Source organism: Phycisphaerales bacterium (assembly GCA_035627955.1).
Taxonomy (GTDB): domain Bacteria; phylum Planctomycetota; class Phycisphaerae; order Phycisphaerales; family UBA1924; genus JAEYTB01.
The window spans coordinates 81,537-100,670 of sequence record DASPKU010000019.1 but is presented as its reverse complement, the minus strand read 5'-3'; the positions used below and the strand labels follow the sequence as shown (position 1 = coordinate 100,670).

Genomic DNA, 19,134 nt, shown 5'->3' with positions numbered 1-19,134 from the left:
TCATAGCCTACCACGTGGACGGCGGCGGCCCGCCGGCTGCGGCATCTAGTCGGCACGGCTAAGGTCGACGCTGCATGTACCTGTCCCCTTTATTGGGACCGGCTGCGCGATCTTCAGCTTCTTCCCTACGACCTCGCGTCCGCTCACCTTCGTGTTCACGTCGTAGCGGAGCGTCTTGGGGTAAGGCGGCGCCACCTCTCCGTCCGGCGGCTCCGATCGCACGAGGTCGGCCATCATGAGCAGACGCCCTGCGCGCGTCTGGCCTGCAATTGAGGGGAATCCGTGCACATCACCATCGGCATGGCCGCGGACGTTGAGCTTGAGCACCCACTTCCGACCATCGCCATCGGTCAGGGTCGGCCTGCACAGGGCGAGGTGGATGTCCTCGTGGGAAACGAGGTACGACCGGTTCGTCGGGTTGCTGAGGGTGAAGCGAACGATGCAGCGTTTCGCGACGAAGTTGATGCCTTCGACGCCCTCGAGTGCCTGACGCTCCTTCGGATTGAGCGCCACCCGGTCCCAGTCGCCGACAGGCGTTGTCGCCAGACTAATGTCCGGGCTGATGCTCTCAATGGTCCAGACGAGCGATGTCGAGGGTTCCGCCGTAGGAGTGGCAGTCCCCGCCAGAACGGCAACCGTTGCGAGGCAGACAAAGACGACAACCAGCAGTCGTAAGCACGCCATTTGACACCTCATGGACACATGCGAAGAGGGAGGAGAGTGCGCCCGCGAGAAGGCACAGGGCGACCTTGAGCGTCCATTGCTTCACCGATGGTGACGAAGATGTCGAGGCGGGCCGCCGCACGCCTTCAGCGTACCGCGCCTTTGTGGCTCAGCGGTGTCGTGAGTGAACCATGGCCCGAGCGGGGCGGATCATGGCTTATTGAGAGTGAATCATGGCCCGAGCAGCGCGAATCATGGCTCATTCAGAGTGAATCATGGCCCGGGCAGGGCGAATCATGGCTTATTGAGGGTGAATCATGGCCCGCGCGGGGTCTTCGGTGGCCGCGGGCGAGCGCTCCCGGCATTGAACAAGCCGTGCCGGGGCAGGAACTTACGGCTCAGGGCCTCAAAATCCGCGCGCGCTGCACCAAAGTTGCTCAAGGAATATCCCGATCCCTCAGCACCGTCGGATGGTGCAGGGCAGCGTTGCCCGGCCCCGTCCAAGAAACACGAAAGGACGGTGCCCGATGATCCCTCAGACCCCTCGTGCCTTGTTCCTCGCCTTCTGCCAGTCGCACGCCCCTCAGTGGGTCACCAACGCTGTGGGCGTTGGCCTCACCGGCCCTTCCGCCCTCGCTTATAAGGAGCAGGTGGACGAGGCGGTGGCGGCGGTGCTCGCGGCCGAGCAGGCCCGCAACGCCGCCAAGGCCGCGACCGCGTACGCCAACGACCTGGTGTCCGCGCTCAAGTCCTCGACAGCGACGACCGTCACCAAGATCCGCCTCTTCGCGGAGGCCGCGGAGAAGCCGTCCGTCGTCTGGCAGCTCGCGGACCTGACCCCGCCCGGCCCGCCCGCGCCCGTGCCGGCCCCCGCGCAGCCCTCGGACCTTGCCATCAGCATCAACCCCACCAGCGGCGAGCTCACGCTGAAGTGGAAGGCCAGCAACCCCGCGGGCTCCAGCGGCACGTCGTACATCGTGCGCCGCAGGCTCCCCGGCGAGACCGAGTTCGCCTTCCTGGGCGTGACCGGGACCAAGAGCTTCACCGACACCACCCTCTTCGCGGGCCCCGACAGCGTGCAGTACACGGTGCAGGGCCAGCGCGCCGGCCTCAGCAGCCCGGTGAGCGCGATCCTCACCGTGAACTTCGGCCGCCTGCCCGGCGGGGGCCTCACCATCACCGGGAGCGAGAGCCTGGCGGCGTGAGAAGACGATCTCTCGCGGAGGCGCGGAGGCGCTGAGCCAGACAAGAAGAAAGGAGGCCCCGGTGTCGTGGTGACGCCGGGGCCTTTCTCGTTGGAACGGAAGGCAGGTCTCTCGCGGAGGGCGCGGGGGCGCGGAGTGGAAGCAGGAAGGCAACAAAGGAACGCCGGCCCCGGTGTCGTGACGCCGGGACCTTTTCCTGTTCTGAAGAAGATGATTTCTCGCGGAGACGCGGGGACGCGGAGGGAGAGGGGAGGGGCTGCCTTGAGCTTTCTTCCCCCCCCCACATCCCACATCCCACATCCGACATCCGACATCCGACATCCCACATCCGAAGTGCCTCCCTCCGCGCCCCCCGCGTCCTCCGCGAGAGACCCGCCTTTTACTCCCTGCTTTCTACTTTCTCACCCACCCGCTCACCCCGCCCACACACCGGCCGCGTATGGACTAGCAGCATGAAGTTCACGTTCCTGGGCACCCGGGGCGAGATCGAAGCGCGCTCGCGCCGGCACGGGCGGCACAGCTCGGTGCTGGTCGCGGCGGGCACGGGGCGCGTCCGCATGACCAAGGGCGTGATGATCGACTGCGGGCTGGACTGGCTGGAGATCGTGTTTGACCTGAAGCCCTCCGCCATCGTGCTGACGCACGCGCACCCGGACCACGCGTTCGGCCTCAAAAACGGCGCCCCCTGCCCGGTGTGGGCCACCAACGAGACGTGGGACCTGCTCCGCGACTACCCCATCAAGGACCGGCACGTGATCACGCCGCGGGAGAAGATGGTGATCTCGGGGGTGGAGTTCGAGGCCTTCCCCGTCGAGCACTCGGTGCGGTGCCCGGCGGTGTGCTACCGCGTGAGCGAGGGGGACGCCAGCGTGCTGTACGCGCCCGACGTCGTCGCGATCAAGGACCGCACCGCAGCCATGCGCCGCATCGACGTCTACGTCGGCGACGCGGCCACGCTCACGCAGTCCTTCGTGCGCAAGGCCGGCGAGGCCCTGGTGGGGCACGCGACGGTGAAGACGCAGATCGGCTGGTGCCGGGCCGAGGGGGTGGACCGCGCGGTGTTCACGCACTGCGGCACCGAGGTGACGACCTCGAGCGAGGGCGAGGCGGAGGAGGCGGTGCGGCGATTAGGCCTGGAGCGCGGCATCGACGCCATCCTGGCCTTCGACGGGATGGAACTGAGCGTGAAGGGGTGAGAGGTTGTTGATGTGAGCGGCAGGCGGTGCTTACGGCGCGCCGTTCAGATGGAGCCCTATGCCGCCTGATGCCCCTGCTGTGGTTCCGACCGCGTTGCAACCCGGACGTTTGGAAAGCGGCAGGTCTTTAGTGGACTCTCATGAAAGCTTAACTGAGGGACGGGTACCTTCCCGCTTACCCGATGCCGAGCTGTTCATGATCTTCTCTCACGACGCCAGCCGCAGCCCCGACGACATGGTGCGTCTGCTCGCGGCCATTGTGGAGTCATCTGACGACGCGATCGTCGGCAAGGACCTCAACGGCATCGTGACCTCCTGGAACTCGGCCGCGCAGCGGATCCTGGGCTACACCGCAGCGGAGATGGTCGGCCGCTCCATCCGCACCATCATCCCCGCCGACCGCCAGTCAGAGGAGGACCTGATCCTCTCGCAGGTGCGGGCCGGGATACGGGTCGACCACTTCGAGACCTGGCGACGGCGCAAGGACGGGCGGCTGGTGCCCCTGTCTCTGACGGTGTCGCCCATCCGCGACGGCAGCGGCAGGGTGATCGGGGCGTCCAAGATCGCCCGCGACATCAGCGAGCGGATCGAGGCCCAGGAGAAGCTGGCCCGCCACGCCGAGGCCATGACGCTGGCGGTGGCGGAGGCGCGGCTGGAGCTGGAGCGGAGCAACGAGGCCCTCCGCCGCAGCGAGCGCCTGGCGGCCCTGGGCACGATGGCCGCGGGATTAGGCCATGACATCGGCAACCTGCTGCTGCCGATGCGGGCGAGCATCGACATCCTGCGGGCGACGCACGCGGGCGACAGCGTGGTGGACGACAACTGCGCCGTGCTGGCGCGGTGCGCGGACTACTTCGCCTCCCTCGTGCGCGGGCTGCGGCTGTTCGGTCGCGGCGACGCCGGCGACCGCAAGGGCGACGCGGCGGAGCTGGGCGCGTGGGCCGAGGATGCCCGCGGGCTGCTCAACAACCTCGCGGGGCGGTCGGTGGAACTGGAGCTCAAGATCGAGCCGGGCCTGCCCAAGGTCGCGCTGGGTCCGGGGGCGCTCACGCAGGCGGCGGTCAACCTCGTCAAGAACGCGATCGACGCGTTCGGCGCGTCCGGGCAGTTCGCCAAGGACGGCGCCAAGATCACGCTGCACGCGTACCCGGGGAACGGCTCGGGGGGCGTGTGGTTCGAGGTGACCGACAACGGGCCGGGCATGAAGCCCGAGGTGCTGGCCCACTGCATGGACCCTTACTTCACCACTCGGGTGCGGGGGCACCAGTCGGGGACGGGGCTGGGGCTGACGCTCGTGCACCGCATCGTGAACGACGCGGGCGGGAAAACCGAGGTGCTGAGCGAGGTGGGCAAGGGCACCACGGTGCGGCTGTGGCTGCCGCTGGCGAAGGAAGAGACGCCCAAGGCGGCACGCCCGCTCACGGCGGACATCCGGCTGACGGAGGGCGCGCCGTCGGCGATGGTGCACTCGGTACTCCGGGCGGCGGGGTTTACCGTGAACACGGGCGAACTGCGCACGGCCTCGACATTGTGGGTGGTGGAGGCGATCTCGACCGAGGAGTCCAATCGGCGGGGGAACCGGCCGGTGATCCTGATGGCGGACGGGCCGCTGAGCAATGAGCAGGAGCGGGCGGGGATCTGCCGTGTGGGCGCGCACCCGTCGCCCACGGAACTGATGCGGTGTCTGGATACCTGCTCGCTGCGGCGGGACATCGAGGCGGTGGGGAAGTAGGAACACGGGCCGACCACCCGGGTTTGGGGGATGGCACTCATGCGGAGTGAGGGCCAAGCGTTTATTCTGGCCGATTAACGCCGGCAGCCGGCCGTGGGGCCGATGAGCGGCGTACGACATGGGTTGTTCCCCCGGTCCGGTCAGGAGTCCTGCAGTGCCCCAAGAAGTCCCCGCCCGCGTTGCCCGCCAGTCCACCGTCCCGTCCGAGTTGAAGAACGACACGTCCAATCTGGAAATCGAGCGCCCCCCGATGGCCGAGCGAATCGGGACGCTGGCGGCGGTGACGCTGCCGCCGGTGGGGCTCGTGTGGGCGATCATCTATCTGTGGGGGACGGGGATCACGTGGCACGCGTTCGCCATCATGGTAATCGGGTACGTGCTGACGGCGTTCGGGGTGACGGTGGGCTACCACCGGTACTTCACGCACAAGAGCTTTGACTGCGGGCCGGTGACGCGGTTCGTGCTGGGTGTGCTGGGGAGCATGGCCGCCGAGGGGCCGGTCATCCGCTGGGTGGCGATGCACCGGCGGCACCACCAGTTCAGCGATCACGAGGGCGATCCGCACTCGCCGCACGCGTTCAAGGGGCACCACCACCACCACCGGCACAAGCCCAGCGGCGGCGACCCGCACGAAGAGAGCCACCATGCGGGCCTGGGGTCGGTGCTCAAGGGGTTCTTCCATGCGCACATGGGGTGGTTCTTCAACGCCCTGCCCAAGGACCTCGAAGAGCGGTACGCGAAGGACCTCGTCGCCGACCCGGTGACGCGGTTTGTGAGCAACACCTTCTGGGTGTGGATCCTGCTGTCGGCGGTGCTGCCCGCGGTGGCGGGCTGGCTGTGGGTGGGGACGTGGGTGGGGGCGATCCAGGGCTTCCTGTGGGGCGGGCTGGTACGGCTGCTGATGGTGCACCACGTAACGTGGTCGATCAACTCGGTGTGCCACCTGTGGGGCTCGCGCCCGTTTAACAGCCACGACCACTCGCGCAACAACGCGATCATGGGCATTCTCGCCATGGGCGAAGGGTGGCACAACAACCACCACGCCTTTCCGACGTCGGCGCGGCACGGCCTCAAGTGGTACCAGTTCGACTCCAGCTACATCCTTATCAAGCTGATGTCCTACGTGGGGCTGGCGAAGAACGTGCGGGTCCCCGACCAGGCGCGGATGGAGGCGAAGGAGCGCAGCGCGGCCTGAGCGGGCCGCGCGTGCATGCGCGGGGAGGCATGCTCTCGCGGAGGACGCGGGGGCGCGGATGGAAAACGCCGGCCCGGAGTCTCGTCCAGGATCGTGCGACGGGCGCGCGGCTCAGCGGCGTCGGCGAATGGCCAGCAGCCCTGCCAGGCACAGCGCGGCCGCGCCGGGCGCGGGGATGTTGATAAAGCCCTGCTCGATGGTGGGTAGGTCGGCGATGTGCGGGGTGTCGCCGTTCGGTCCGGTGTACCAGCCGATGTACGGGTGACCGGGCCAGTTATTGACATCGGCCACACGAACGAAGCCCGCGAGCGGCGCATCGACAGTGAGCGTGCGAGTGGAGGGATCGGTCGAGAGCACGATCTTGAACTTGAGGATCACGATGTCGGTGAGCTGCGTCAGGAACGCGGGCTGCGGGTTGGGGAGCGTGCGGGCCGGGCTGTTGATGTTCCACTGCTTGATATTGATGCCGCTGCCGCCGCTGGTGTTCCCTGGCCCGCCGAACCAGCTGGTGACCTGACGCTGGGCGATGCGGAGGAAGCTGACGCCGCCGGTGGTCGCGCTCGCGGCGTGAACATGGCCGAAGAGGCGCGCGGAAGTCGCGATCACCACGCCCGCGAAGGGCGACACACGCCCGTACTGGCCCGGTGAGTCCGAAACGGCGCCGGAGGGGGTGGTGGTGTTGCTGCCGGAGGCGACCATTGGCGCTAGGGCGTCGCCACCAATCTGCCAGTTGCTGACGGTGGGCTGGAAGATCGTCGAGGAGAGGCCGATGGGCGTCACCGGGCCGCCCGTGAAGCTCACCGTGACGCGGATATCAACGGCGTCGCCGGGCTTGGCGTTGATCGAGCTGCTCCAGAGCTCGGAGCCCGCCTCTGCGACCTGGAGCCGCATGGTAGTGGCAGCGCCCGCGATGTTGGCCAGCACGCCCGCAACGAGCGCGCACGATCCCGCCGTCAGCCGAAAGTTCATGTTCTCTCTCCTCTTGGACGGCTCGTTATACCGGCTGGAGAGGGCGCGGGGTGCATGAAAAACGCGCACCGAGGCGCGGTTTTGGCGGAACGTACGCAACTTCTTATGCGGTAACCAAGTGCGGACGGTGCGATGCAGCTTGTTTCGTTGCCGGACGCAGAATTCGCTCCGGCTATCAGGCCGTTCATCCCGCCGCGGGGGTTCGGCTCACCCGGCCCCTCTTCACTCCCTGCATGGTCACACAGAACGACGCGGCGAAGTCGGATGCCCAGAGGCTGGCGGAGCTGATCCGGGAGGTGCGGGTGGCGATGTTCACGACGTTCGCTCCTGGCAGCGTCGGGGGCTCGGCGCCGCATGCGCGCCCGATGTACACGCACAACGTCAAGCCCGAGGACTTCGACGGAGTGCTGTGGTTCATGACGCCCACGGGCACCCCGAAGCTGCGCGAGCTCGCGGCCAATCAGCAGGTGCTGGTGACGTACGCGGACGCGGGGAAGAACGTGTTCGTGTCGGTGATGGGGCGGGCGACGGCGGAGCAGAACCCGGAGAAGGCGAAGGAGTTGTGGAACATTCACGCCAAGGGCTGGTACCCGGGGGGCCCCGATGACCCCAACCTGACGCTGATCCGCGTGGAGGTGGAGGAGGCGGAGTACTGGGAGGGGCCGAGCAACACGAGCTACATGCTCAAGCTGCTGAAGGCGGTGGCGACGAACACGCGGATCAACCTGCCGGTGAGCGGGGTGGACCATGCGCGGATGAAGATTGGGTAGGGATTGCGGGATCAGCAGGGCTGGCCACCGAGGGCGCGGAAGAAGCTCTCGATGTCGGCGTCGGTGCCGGTGTCCCCGTCGGCGTTGAAGTCGGCGCCGGGGTAGCAGGTGGGGCAGCAGTGGCCGCCGAGGCAGGCGAAGAAGGCCTCGATGTCCTGGTCGGTGCCGATGTCGCCGTCGTTGTTGAAGTCCGACGTGCCGCAGCGGGCCTGGCGCCAGAGGACGGCGAAGTGCTCGTCGCCAATCCGCATCTGGCCGGAGACCAGGATGGATTGGCCGTCGGTCCAGACGCCGGTGGCGTGGGATGAGATAGCGGTTGGTGGCAGGGCGGTGGAGAGGTCTTCGAAGGTTGCGGCACTGCCGCGCCAGAGGGCGGCGCGGGGATACGACGCGGGCGAAGGAGCGATGCTGCCGACCTGGATGCCGCCGCAGACGGCGAGGGCGGCACCGATGAGCCCCACCCCCGGGGGCGTCAGGTCGGTGAAGGAAGCGGCGGATCCGGTCCACAGCGCGGCGCGCGAGTCAGCGGTACCGACCTGCTGGCCGTCGCCGCAGCCATAGGCGGTGGAGGACGAGAAGCCGGAGGGGTGGAGGTCGACGAAGGAGGCGCCGGAGCCGCTCCACATGCAGGCGCGGAAGTTCCAGTGGGCGTTGAGGAGGTACAGGCCGACCTGCTGGCCCTGGCTCATGCCGAACACGGCGGAAGCGCCGAAGCCGGGGAGGCTGAGGTCGATCCAAGACTCGGGGGTGCCGCTCCATAGGCTCGCGCGCACGCTGCCGCCGACCACGCGGTCGCCGCCCTGCTGTCCATTGAAGACCGCCCACACGTCCGAGGAATCGTTCGAAAGCAGTGTGAAGGATGCGGCGGAACCGGTCCAGTAACAGGCGCGGCCGTCGGCCGAGCCGCCCTGCTGGCCGGCATGAGCGGCGAAGGCCTCGGAGGTGGTGCTGCCCGCGGGGTGCAGGTCGATCATGAAGCCTGGGTCGCCGGACCAGAGCACGGCGCGGCGTGGTGCGTTGGCCGGGCTCTCGAGGCTGCCGGCCTGCTGATTCGCGTGCACGCCGTTGGCAATGCTTCTTGAACCGTCGGCGGGGCCGAGGATCTCGGCGGTCCACTGCGCGTGGACAGGGGCGGTGAGGAGCACGGCGGCGAGGAGTGCTGGGCGCGCGGGCATGGTGAGGTCCCCCGGGGAATCAATCTCAGGGTAGTGGTTGGTGTGGGGGATGCAATGGTGATTGCCGGGGCGGGGCAAAGGACTCATAGGAGTCGTGGAACTAACAGGAGTGGTGACCGCGGCACTACCACCGAGGTGAGGACATCTCGGTGGCACGGGTCGCTACGATGCGGGCCCTGTGGCGCGACCTTCATTCACTCTGTTCCGCAGCACGTTCCTGGACCTGCTGAAGCTGGTTGCGCTCACGGCGACGGTGCTGGTGCTGGTGATTGCGCTGGGGGCGGCGATCAAGCCGCTGTCGGACGGCGTGCTGTCGGCGGGGGACCTGCCCAAGTTCGTGCTGATTGCGATGGTGCCGATGCTGGCGTACGCCCTGCCGTTCGCGGGCGGTTTCGCGAGCACGCTGGTGTACCACCGGATCGCGAGCGACAACGAGGCGGTGGCGGCGCACGCGGGTGGGATCAGCCACCGGGCGCTGCTGGGGCCGGCGCTCGCGCTGGCGCTGGTGCTGACGGGCGGGCTGATGCTGCTCAACGAGCAGGTGATACCGGTGTTCCTGCGGACAATGCAGAAGATGGTGACGGTGGACGTGGCGCGGAAGATGCTGCAGGGGACCACGCGGGGAGAGGCCGTGGAGTTCCGCGGGGGGATGGGGGGCGTCGGGGGGGGGAGCGGCGAAGGCAAGGTGATGATCTACGCGGACCGAGCGCTGGCGATCGAGCAGCCCACGGGGGGCGCTACGGACCAGATCCGGTTCGCGAACTTCGCGTTCGTGGAGCTGGACAAGGAGGGCAGGCCGCGCCGGGAGCTGTCGTGTGCGCACGCGAACCTGTGGCTGATCCCGTTGGCGGAGGGGGCGGGGGAGTCGAGCGAGGGCGTGTCGCGGGTGGTGATGGAGTTCGAGGACGCGTCGGGGTACGTGGAGGGCGTGGGGCTGGTGCAGGTGCAGGAGGTGCCGCTGACGTGGACGATCCCCAACACGTTCACGGAGAAGGTGGCGTTCATGTCGTGGGGGGAGCTGCGGCGGCTGGTGGACAACCCGTACCGGCTGAACTGGGTGGATGCGCAGCGGCAGAAGCTGGTGACAGCGCTGGCGCAGCGGCAGACGCTCGCGCGGATCCAGGAGGCGAGCACGCGGGGCGAGGCGATCCAGTTTGCGGATGGGAGCAACCAGCCGGTGTCGCTGCGGGTGGGGCGGCTGGCGTTCGCCAACGGCGAGTGGACGCTGGCGGGGGGCGTCGAGGTGCTGCGGCTGCGCACGACGACGACGGGGCGGTCGACGCAGACAATTACGGCGGAGTCGGGGACGCTGAAGCGCGAGCAGCGCGGTGCGGCGGCATCGTTCAAGTTGACCTTAGAGCGGGCGCGGGTGCGGGATTCCGCGGCCGCGGGTGACTCGACGGCGGCGACGGAGCGGAGCGGGTTCTCGCTGGAGGGCTTGTCGCCGTCGCCGGACCCGGCGGAGGAGCTGCGGAAGCTGCCGCCGGCGGCGCTGCTGGAGCGGGCGGACGCGTGGGTGAAGGCGGGGGATCGGCTGGACGAGGCGCCGCAGGCGCTGCGCGATGGGCTGGTGCAGCTGGACCGGGTGATCCTGGGGAAGCAGAACGAGCGGATGGCGATGGCGGCGTCGTGCGCAGTGATGGTGCTGACGGGGGCGATCACGGCGCTGCTGCTGAGCCGCAAGCTGCCGCTGACCGTGTACCTGTTCACGTTCGCGCCGGCGCTGGTGACGATGGTGACCATCAGCGGCGGGCAGCAGCTGACCAAGCAGGTGGGGGCGGGCGGGCTGGCGCTGATGTGGGCGGGGGTGGCGGCGCTGGGGCTGTACACGATGGTGGTGTACTGGAAGCTGGCGCGGCACTGAGGAGAGTGGCAAAGTGGCAGAGTGGCAAAGTGGCAAAGTGCGACCGGAGGCAGCGTCCTCTCACTTTGCCACTTCGCCACTTTGCCACTTTGCCACTTCTTCAAAAGGAACACTGCTGCTGATCGTGGGCATCACGCTTGCGCGGCTGGCGTACCTGGCGTGGTTGTGCCCGTACACGCTGATCGAGGACGAGACGAACTACTGGGAGTGGTCGCGGCACCTGTCGCTGTCGTACTACACCAAGGGGCCGGGGATCGCGTGGACGATCGCGGGGTTTGTGCGGCTCTTGGGGGAGAACGAGTTCGCGGTGCGGGCGATCGCGGCCGTGGCGTCGGGGGTCGCGGCGTGGGCGGTGGCGGGGCTGGCGTTTGATCTGACGCGGGACCGGCGCGTGGCGTGGTACGCGGCCGCGGTGTTCTTCGTGATGCCGGTGTTCCAGTCGCTCGGGCTGATCACCACGATTGATGGGCCGTACGCGGCGTGCTGGGCGGTGGCGGCGTGGGCGGGGTGGCGCGTGCTGCGGGGGTCGGGGTGGGCGCTGGTGGGGCTGGGGGCGGTGATTGGCGTTGGTGTGCTGTACAAGTACACGATGCTGATGGTGGTGCCGGGGCTGGCGTTGGCATGGTGGTTGGGGCGTAGGGGGAAGAACAGGAGTAGAGGAGAAGAGGAGTGGAGGAGCATGGATGACGGTTCGCCGCTCCTCTACTCCTCCACTCCTCCACTCCTCTACTGGCTGCTGGCGCTCGCGGTGTTCGCGGTGATCGTGAGCCCGATCGTGGTGTGGAATCATGAGCAGGGGTGGCCGACGGTGCGGCACCTGATGGGGCACCTGGGGCTGCCCGGCGGGGATCAGTATGTGCGGCAGGGCGGGGGGCAGGGGTGGACGTACAAGCCGCAGTGGACGCTGAACTACGTGGGGTCGCAGCTGGCGCTGGGCGGGCCGATGCTGCTGCTGGCGTTGCTGCAGCGGTTGTACACGCGCCGGGCGCGGCGCGAGGAGCCGGCGCGGTGGGCGGCGGTGCGGTACTGCCTGTCGCTGAGCGAGCCGATGTTCGTGCTGTACCTGCTGGTGAGTCTGGTGACGAACCCGCAGGGGAACTGGGCGATGGCCGCGTTTGTCACGCTGGTGCCGGTCGCGGCGATGCAGGTCGTGCGCCTGCGCGATGGTTTGGCTGGAAGTGCGGCGAGGTGGACGCGGCTGGCGTGGGGGGCGACGCTGGTCCTCGGGCTGGCGACGGGGCTGGGGATGCTGCGGATCGACTGGCTGGCGAAGGTGCCGGTGGTAGGGAAGTACGTGCCGGTCTGGCGGGTCATGGGGGCGGACGTGATGGCGTCGCACGCGCAGGAGCTGGCTGAGGAGCTGCGGGCAGAGACGGGCCGAGAGCCCTTTGTCATCGCGCTGCACTACGGGCGGGCGTCGCAGTTTGCGTTCTACATGCCGGGGCGGCCGACAGTGTTCTGCTGCTCGAGCCTGCTCCTGAACGGGCGGGTGTCGCCGTACGACTTCTGGCCTGATACGGACCTGCGCAAGCGCGGGACGGTGGGCGTGGAGGCGAGCGCGGAGTACCCGTCGCTGATCGGGCGGCCGGCGGTGATGAACGGGGCGCGGTTCCAGGACTGGGCGCCGCTGTTCGAGCGGGTGGTGGAGATCGGCAAGCTGCGGGCCGATGGCAAGCGCGACCGGCCCGCGTTCAAGGGGTACGGATTCAAGGGGTTCCCGAAGGGCGGCCTGCGGACCGAGGGGGCGCCGCCAACGCTCGATGAGATGCTGCCGAAGGGCGGTGGGAAGTGAGCGTTCCACACAGCGTGCCCGCGGCGTTGCTCGCACCACACGAGCGGCGGGCGCGACGCGTGCGCGGGCTGGTGGTGGCGCTCGCGCTGGTGGTCGGGCTGCTGCTGGTGACGCTGATTGACCGCTGGGTGTGGGAGCGGTTCACGCTCGACCGCGCAACGTTCGAGAGCGTGGAGCGGAAGGACTGGTACCAGCTGTTCCGGCAGGTGGGGTACCTGCCGGCGTGGTTCATCGCGGCGGTGTTCATGTGGTGGGCGGAGGGGAAGCTGCGGCGGGCGTCGATGGTGTTCCTGGCGGCGGCGCTGGGCGGCGCGGCGGCGGAGGTCTTGAAGGGCGTGGTGCAGCGGTTCCGGCCGGGCACCAACGGCGAGTATGTGTTCCGCTGGGTGATGGACGAGGTGCCGGGGGGCGAGCTGGTGCGGGGGCTGGGGCTGGCGAGCTCGCACGCAGGGGTGGCGTTCGGGGGGGCGATGATGGTGGCGGCGCTGTGGCCGCGGGTGGGGGCGGTGGCGGTGGCGCTGGCGGTGGGCTGCTGCGTGACGCGGCTGATCAGCGGGGCGCACTTTCTGAGCGACGTCTATGTGGCGGGGGTGCTGAGCTATGGTGTGGTGCGGGGGCTGCTGGCGGTGGATGGGCGAAGGGCGGGCTGAATGTCGTTGCTGGACCGGTACATCGTGCGGCAGTACCTGCTCAACATCCTGGTGTTGTTCGCGGTGCTGTTCGCGGTGATCATCGGGATCGACTTCTCGCTGAACTTCGACGAGTACGTGAAGGTGGCGGACCGGTACCACGCCGCCGCCGGGAGCAAGCCGTCGGCGGTGGCGAACTTTGCGACGGCGCTGTACCTGGTGTTTGACCTGTGGTGGCCGCGACTGTTTCTGCTGTACAACGCGCTGCTCGGGGTGATCCTGATCGGGGCGATGGGGTTCACGTGCGCGCAGCTGAACCGGCACCGGGAGTTCGTGGCGATTCTGGCGGGCGGGCTGAGTTTGCACCGTGTGGCGCGCCCGATCGTGCTGGCGGCGCTGGGGCTGGTGGTGCTGAGCGCGGTGAACCGGGAGTTCGTGATTCCCAGGCTGGCGCCGCTGCTGACGCGGGACAAGGGCGATGCGGGATCGCGAACACTGGGGACGACGCCGCAGCCGCTGACGAGCGATGCGCAGGGGCGGCTGTTCTATGCGCGGAACGTGGTGCTGGACACGGGGGATATCGAGGGTTTGTGGGTGTGGGAGCGGGATGGCCAGGGGCTGATGACGCGGCGGATCACCGCGGAGCGGGCGGTGTGGGATGGCGGGAAGTGGGTGCTTCAGGGCGGGGAGGTGGAGTCGCGCCAGGGGCAGCAGTCCCAAGCGGTGAGGCCGCGGCGGGAGATCGTGCCGGTGGCGAGCCTGGAAACGGACCTGGACCCCACGGCCCTCAAACTGCGGCGGTTCGAGGGGTATGCCAACAACCTGTCGACGCGGGACCTGTCGCTGCTGATTGAGAACTACAAGGGCCAGCCCAAGCCGCCGGCGCAGCGGATCGAGCGGTATGAGCGGGTGCGCTGGGGGCGGGTAGCGCAGTACGCGAGCACGGTGCTGCTGCTGCTGGTGTGCCTGCCGTTCTACATCCGGCGTGAGCCGGGGAACGTGCTGGTGCAGACGCTGATGTCGGCGCCGGTGACGCTGGTGGGGTTCGTGGCGACGATGGTGGGGACCAGCGCGGCCATCCCGGGGCTGCCGCCGCAGCTGTCGGTGTTTATCCCGGTGATGGTGCTGATACCGCTGGCGGTGGCGGCGGTGTCGAGCATCCGGACGTAAGGCAGAAGGCAGTTCACCACAGAGACACAGAGGGTGCACAGAGGGGCACAGAGAAAGGCGAGGGTGGGGAAAGGGGGAAGGGGAGAGCAGGGATGACGGGGTGGTGGAAAGTTGTGGGTTTGGGGGTGTGAGGGGGCTTGCGGGTACACTGGGGTTGAATGACGTCGCTGCCTTGGATCAGCCGATTGCGGGGGAAGTTCCTGGCCTTTGAAGGGCCGGACGGGTCGGGGAAGAGCACGCAGTACCGGCGGCTGCTGGGGGCGTGCAAGGACGCGGACGTCACGTGCTGCGAGGTGCGCGAGCCGGGCGGGACCGCCATCGGCGAGCGGGTGCGCGAGATCCTGCTTGATCACGCCCATGCGGACATGACGCTGCGGTGCGAGATGCTGCTGTACATGGCCAGCCGCAGCCAGCTCGTCGAACAGCGGATCCGGCCGGCGCTCCGGCGCGGGGAGCTCGTGATCGCGGACAGGTTCGTGTCGTCGACGTTCGCGTACCAGGGCTACGCGGGGGGCGTGCCGGTCAAGGAGATCGCGGCCGCGGCGGACATCGCGCTCCAGGGGACCGTGCCGGACGTCGTCATCATCTTCGACGTGGATGAGGTCACGGCGGCGCGCCGGATCAACCCGCTGCTGGGGGCGACGGCGAACGACCGCGAGAACAAGGGCCCCGACCGGATCGAGGCACGCGGCAGCGAGTTCCACCGCAAGGTGCGGCAGGGGTACCTGGAGCTGGCGCGCCAGGAGCCGGGGCGGCACCTGGTGATCGATGCGAGCAAAGGGCCGGATGAGGTGTGGGCAGAGCTGGTGCGGAAGTTGCCGGAGCGGTTGTAGTGCCACGATCATGTCTTCATGATCGTGCGCGGTGGAACAAGGACACGATCACGAAGCGTGATCGTGGCACATGATGCGTGAAGTGCTGCTAATTCTGGGTGCGTTCTTCGCAGGCTCGATCCCCTTCGGGCTGTTCATCGGGCGCGCCAAGGGCATCGACATCCGGCAGCACGGGTCGGGGAACATTGGGGCGACGAACGTGGGGCGGGTGCTGGGGCGGAAGTTCTTCTTCCTGTGCTTTGCGCTGGACTTTCTCAAGGGCTTCGCGCCGACGCTGGGGGCGGGAATCGTGCTGGGGGCGATCGGGGGCGGGGCTCGAGAGTGGGCGGATCAGCGGGTGGCGCTGGTGTGGCTGGCGGTGATGGTGGCGGCGGTGCTGGGGCACGTTTTTTCGCCGTGGCTGAAGTTCAAGGGCGGGAAGGGCGTGGCGACGGCGCTGGGGGCGATGATGGGGGTGTTCCCGCACTTCACCATTGCGGGCGCGGGAGCGTTCATCGTGTGGCTGCTGGCACTGGCGGTGTGGCGGACGATCAGCGTGTCGTCGATCCTGGCGGGGTTGGCGTTGCCGGTGATTGTGGTGGTTGATTGGCTGCTCATGGATGGGCCGCTGTTCAACGACATGCCGCGCGAGCAGGGGCGGGTGGTGCGGTTCGAGGATGGGTGGCCGTACATGGCGGTGGCCGTGCTTCTGGCGGGCCTGGTGGTTTGGACGCACCGGGCGAACATCAAGCGGCTACGGGCGGGGACGGAGCCGCGGGTGGGGGAGAAGAAGGGCGTGGTGCCGGGTTCGCAGCCTCCGATGAAGGGATAGCGAAGAGCACCGAGATGAAGACATCTCGGTGGCACGTCCGGACGATCACGGCACGGTCCCCTAATGCTCCCCCACCGCTACTTGAAGTGGCGGTCCATGGCGAGGCTGGACCACACGGCGATCAATACGCCCAAGGCGAGGACCCACCAGCGGTCGAGGGGGACGTGGAGCAGGTGGACCTTGGGGTGGGTCCAGGCGATGGCGTGCCAGGCGGTGATGAGGGAGCAGAGGCCGAAGGCGGTGCGGGTGGCGCGCGTCAGCGTGGCGCGGAAGGCGTGCAGGCGCGTGCGCGGCGGTGGCGGCGGGTGGAGCTCGTCATCCAGCGGCGGCGGCGTGAAGTCGCGCCCGCCCCAGAGCATGAAGATGCCGAAGGGGACGAGGATGGCGGCCAGCACGTACGCGCCGATCTGCAGTGGCGCGACCGCGAGGACCGTCATCACTTGTTCAGCGCCATGCCCACGTTGCTGACCAGGGTCGTGCCCTGCTCGTCCATGCTGGCGGCGAAGTTGTAGAGGTCCACGCTGGTGGGCTCGACGATCTTGAGCGCCGCCACGAGGTTGCCGATCGAGCACCAGCGCGTCGGATTCTGCTGCCAGCTCATCGCGGCGACGAGCTCGTCGGGCTTGCGCTCCATGATCAGCTGGATCATGTCGCGGTCGTGGGCGAAGACGCGATTGCGGGCGTCGTTGGCCTGCTGGTCGTCCCCGGCGAGGGTCTGCTGGTCGCCGAAGGCGGGGCCCACGTGCGAGAGGTCGGCGGATGACACGATGAGCGTGCGCCCGGGCAGCTCGGCGATGGTTGCCTTCATGGCCTTGATGAACGGCTCGAGGGCGAGGCCGTTGCCGTCGTAGCTCTCGCCGTCCTTCACCGTGGGGTCGTGGATGAGCACGCCGAAGACCTTGCAGAAGCTGCCGTCGTCGCCCGCGCCCAGGCAGTGCTGGATCCACGGGATCTGCAGCTCGATGGAGTGCTCGCGCTCGTGGTCGTAGCGGTTGGCCAGGAGCTTGGTCGCGTTGTCGGCGCCCAAGTGCTTCTTAAGCGTGTCGAGGAGCTGCGTATCCACAGGGCACACGCCCAGGGGCGACTCATAGCCCTTGTCGCAACCGGTCACGCCGGTGCCCTCACCGAAGTGGTTGGTGCCGAGGATGATCACGCGGTCGGGGCGGTCGGCGACGCGGAGGCGGCCCCAGACGCTGGCGTAGTTCAGCCAACCGCGGGGGTAATCGATGTGCGGCGCGACGATGCCGGCGGGGAGGGTGTCGAGGCTGGGGTTGGGCACGTCCTTGAGGGCCGCGGCGATCCAGGCGTCCATGGCCTCGCGGAGCTTGGCCGCGGCGTTGGCGGACTTGTCCTCGTCGGTGGCGGTCTGCCCGCGCTGCTGGAAGTCGGCCTCGACGAGGGCGTCGGCGAGCGCGGCCGTGGTGCCGGGGGGCAGGGCGGTTGCGCTGTCGAATTCCTTGCGCATCTTCTGGAGCATCGCGTCAAAGGTGGGGCCGAAGAGCAGGCCGGCGTGGTCGAGCTGGGCGACGAGGCCCTCGACGTCGGGGCGGGTAAGGCCGCGGCCGACCTGGGCAACGATCTCGTTGATGGACTTCTTGCCGTCCATCAGCGGCAGGATGAGCTGGGCGGCGGGCGCGGTGAAAACCACCCGGTCAGAGACCTGACGGGCGTCCGCGAGGCCGAGGGCTTCCTGCTCGCCGGCCTGGGCCCTGAACCCCCGGACGGGGCGGAGGCGGGGATGCTCCATGTGGTGGGCATTGGGGTCGAACTTGGGCTGGGCGGCGTCGGAAGTGGTCATTGGGGGGGAGTCTAGGTGGATGCGGGCTTGGAAGGGGGGTGCGTGGCCGGGTTTGGGGGCCGAATCGGGGCGTGATGGGGGCTGATGTGTGGAACTGGCGGGGCTACCGCCTACACTTCCCGCCCTGCCGGGAGAGCCGGCCGTTTGGAGGTTGGTATGGACGTGTCGAAGTTCAAGCCGGGCCAGAACCTGGTGTGCACCATCAGCAAGGCCCCGAAGACCGATGACCAGGCGGACACCATCGCCCGCCTGATGCGGCTCGATCCCGAGTCCAAGCGGGCCCTGCGGCGGGCGCAGCGGATGCGTCGCCAGCGCATGATCGTGTACAACCGCGGCAACCGCGACTGGTACAGCCGCGAGAAGTCGGCCAAGGTCGTGCACGTGTCCAAGGGCGAGAGCTGGACGATGCCGTACAGCCACGACCTGGCGGCGAGCATCGAGCGGGTTTCGCCGTTCGTGACGATCAAGGCCGGGTAAAGAACACGATCACGAAGCGTGATCGTGGCACAGTAACGTTTCGAGCGACCCCTGCGGAGGGGTCGCTTTGTTTTTGAAAAGAGCCGATCGCGCAGGCGATCGAGAGACCAGGGCGAGAAGGAGCGTTCGATCGCTCGCGCGATCGGCTCTTTTTTGGGCCGTGTGCGATTAGACTCCCCACGTGAGCTGGAAACCGCCGCGTTGTGTTGTGTTTGACTGGGGTGGGGTGATCCTCAAGCACCATCGGTGCTGGGCGGATGCGTGCGCGAGCGCGGGGATTGACGTGCGCGCGGGGCATGAGGCGATCGAGCTGGTGATGGAGCGGCGGGCGCTGAACCAGCGGTTTCAGGCGGGGCAGATCGAGGCCGCGGAGTTCTATCCCGCGCTGGCGAAGGCGACGGGCGGGCTGTACACGCCGGAGGAAGTGCGGCGCGTGCACGATGCGTGGCTGACGGAGGAGTACTCCGGCGTCGCGGAGTTGATCCGCAAGCTTGTCGCGCTGCCGCGGGTGGAGACGGCGCTGCTGAGCAACACCAACGCGTGCCACTGGGCGCGGATGGCAGACTTCCCCACGGCCGGCCTGCTGAAGCACAAGCACGCGAGCCACCTGCTGGGGCACGCGAAGCCGTCGCTGGAGATCTACCGCGCCTTCGAGCGGGCGACGGGGTTCAGCGGCACGGACATTCTGTTCTTTGATGACCTGCCTGACAATGTGGTGGCCGCGCACCAGGTGGGGTGGCACGCGGAGCAGATCGATCACACGGGGGACACGGCGGCGCAGCTGGCGCGGCATCTGGCGAGGTATGAGGTCCTGTAGGGGTGAGGGGTGGGTCACTCGCGCGCATTGAACCGCGT

Annotated in this window: 18 protein-coding genes; 13 read left to right on the top strand and 5 right to left on the bottom strand. The window is 68.4% G+C overall.

Going from position 1 to position 19,134, the window contains the following annotated elements:
* Window positions 1–45: 45 nt before the first annotated feature.
* Complete coding sequence (locus VD997_15160; protein HYE63329.1) at window positions 46–684, bottom strand: hypothetical protein; 639 nt, start codon at window positions 682–684, stop codon at window positions 46–48.
* A 506-nt stretch (window positions 685–1,190) separates the two neighbouring features.
* Here VD997_15160 and VD997_15155 point away from each other — a divergent pair.
* From VD997_15155 to VD997_15140, 4 genes are all read left to right on the top strand, one after another.
* Window positions 1,191–1,868, top strand: coding sequence for a hypothetical protein (locus tag VD997_15155; GenBank protein HYE63328.1), 678 nt, complete (start codon window positions 1,191–1,193; stop codon window positions 1,866–1,868).
* Between the two features lie 452 nt (window positions 1,869–2,320).
* Window positions 2,321–3,064, top strand: coding sequence for an MBL fold metallo-hydrolase (locus tag VD997_15150; GenBank protein ID HYE63327.1), 744 nt, complete (start codon window positions 2,321–2,323; stop codon window positions 3,062–3,064).
* 196 nt (window positions 3,065–3,260) lie between these two features.
* On the top strand, window positions 3,261–4,796 hold the full coding sequence (locus VD997_15145; GenBank protein HYE63326.1) for a PAS domain S-box protein: 1,536 nt from the start codon (window positions 3,261–3,263) through the stop codon (window positions 4,794–4,796).
* 154 nt (window positions 4,797–4,950) lie between these two features.
* On the top strand, window positions 4,951–5,991 hold the full coding sequence (locus VD997_15140) for an acyl-CoA desaturase (GenBank protein ID HYE63325.1): 1,041 nt from the start codon (window positions 4,951–4,953) through the stop codon (window positions 5,989–5,991).
* A 111-nt stretch (window positions 5,992–6,102) separates the two neighbouring features.
* On the opposite strand, the gene VD997_15135 is transcribed toward VD997_15140, so the two are convergent.
* Window positions 6,103–6,960 carry a hypothetical protein gene (locus VD997_15135; GenBank protein HYE63324.1) on the bottom strand — a complete coding sequence of 286 codons (858 nt, stop codon included), beginning with the start codon at window positions 6,958–6,960 and terminating at the stop codon, window positions 6,103–6,105.
* A 233-nt stretch (window positions 6,961–7,193) separates the two neighbouring features.
* On the opposite strand from VD997_15135, the gene VD997_15130 reads away from it, so the two are divergent.
* Window positions 7,194–7,730, top strand: a complete 537-nt coding sequence (locus VD997_15130; protein ID HYE63323.1) for a pyridoxamine 5'-phosphate oxidase family protein — start codon at window positions 7,194–7,196, stop codon at window positions 7,728–7,730.
* Window positions 7,731–7,741: 11 nt separating this feature from the next.
* Here the strand turns inward: VD997_15130 and VD997_15125 are convergent, their stop codons facing one another.
* On the bottom strand, window positions 7,742–8,905 hold the full coding sequence (locus VD997_15125; GenBank protein HYE63322.1) for a hypothetical protein: 1,164 nt from the start codon (window positions 8,903–8,905) through the stop codon (window positions 7,742–7,744).
* Between the two features lie 178 nt (window positions 8,906–9,083).
* Between VD997_15125 and VD997_15120 the strand changes: the two genes are divergently transcribed.
* From VD997_15120 to plsY, 6 genes are all read left to right on the top strand, one after another.
* A complete protein-coding gene (locus VD997_15120; GenBank protein HYE63321.1) occupies window positions 9,084–10,769 on the top strand; it encodes an LptF/LptG family permease in 1,686 nt (561 codons plus the stop codon).
* A 124-nt stretch (window positions 10,770–10,893) separates the two neighbouring features.
* A complete protein-coding gene (locus tag VD997_15115) occupies window positions 10,894–12,561 on the top strand; it encodes a glycosyltransferase family 39 protein (protein ID HYE63320.1) in 1,668 nt (555 codons plus the stop codon).
* Window positions 12,558–13,211: a phosphatase PAP2 family protein gene (locus VD997_15110; protein HYE63319.1), complete on the top strand. Its 654-nt coding sequence runs from the start codon at window positions 12,558–12,560 to the stop codon at window positions 13,209–13,211. Before VD997_15115 ends, VD997_15110 begins: the two co-directional genes overlap by 4 nt.
* Window positions 13,212–14,360 carry an LptF/LptG family permease gene (locus tag VD997_15105; protein HYE63318.1) on the top strand — a complete coding sequence of 383 codons (1,149 nt, stop codon included), beginning with the start codon at window positions 13,212–13,214 and terminating at the stop codon, window positions 14,358–14,360.
* 158 nt (window positions 14,361–14,518) lie between these two features.
* On the top strand, window positions 14,519–15,193 hold the full coding sequence (gene tmk / locus VD997_15100; protein ID HYE63317.1) for a dTMP kinase: 675 nt from the start codon (window positions 14,519–14,521) through the stop codon (window positions 15,191–15,193).
* Between the two features lie 70 nt (window positions 15,194–15,263).
* Entirely contained in the window at window positions 15,264–16,004 is a 741-nt protein-coding gene (gene plsY, locus VD997_15095; protein ID HYE63316.1) for a glycerol-3-phosphate 1-O-acyltransferase PlsY, read from the top strand.
* Window positions 16,005–16,081: 77 nt separating this feature from the next.
* On the opposite strand, the gene VD997_15090 is transcribed toward plsY, so the two are convergent.
* Window positions 16,082–16,441: a hypothetical protein gene (locus tag VD997_15090; protein HYE63315.1), complete on the bottom strand. Its 360-nt coding sequence runs from the start codon at window positions 16,439–16,441 to the stop codon at window positions 16,082–16,084.
* Window positions 16,441–17,802, bottom strand: coding sequence for an AmmeMemoRadiSam system protein B (gene amrB, locus VD997_15085; protein ID HYE63314.1), 1,362 nt, complete (start codon window positions 17,800–17,802; stop codon window positions 16,441–16,443). Before amrB ends, VD997_15090 begins: the two co-directional genes overlap by 1 nt.
* A 156-nt stretch (window positions 17,803–17,958) precedes the next feature.
* Between amrB and VD997_15080 the strand changes: the two genes are divergently transcribed.
* Window positions 17,959–18,279 carry a hypothetical protein gene (locus tag VD997_15080; GenBank protein HYE63313.1) on the top strand — a complete coding sequence of 107 codons (321 nt, stop codon included), beginning with the start codon at window positions 17,959–17,961 and terminating at the stop codon, window positions 18,277–18,279.
* Window positions 18,280–18,460: 181 nt separating this feature from the next.
* On the top strand, window positions 18,461–19,096 hold the full coding sequence (locus VD997_15075; protein ID HYE63312.1) for an HAD-IA family hydrolase: 636 nt from the start codon (window positions 18,461–18,463) through the stop codon (window positions 19,094–19,096).
* Window positions 19,097–19,134: the final 38 nt, after the last annotated feature.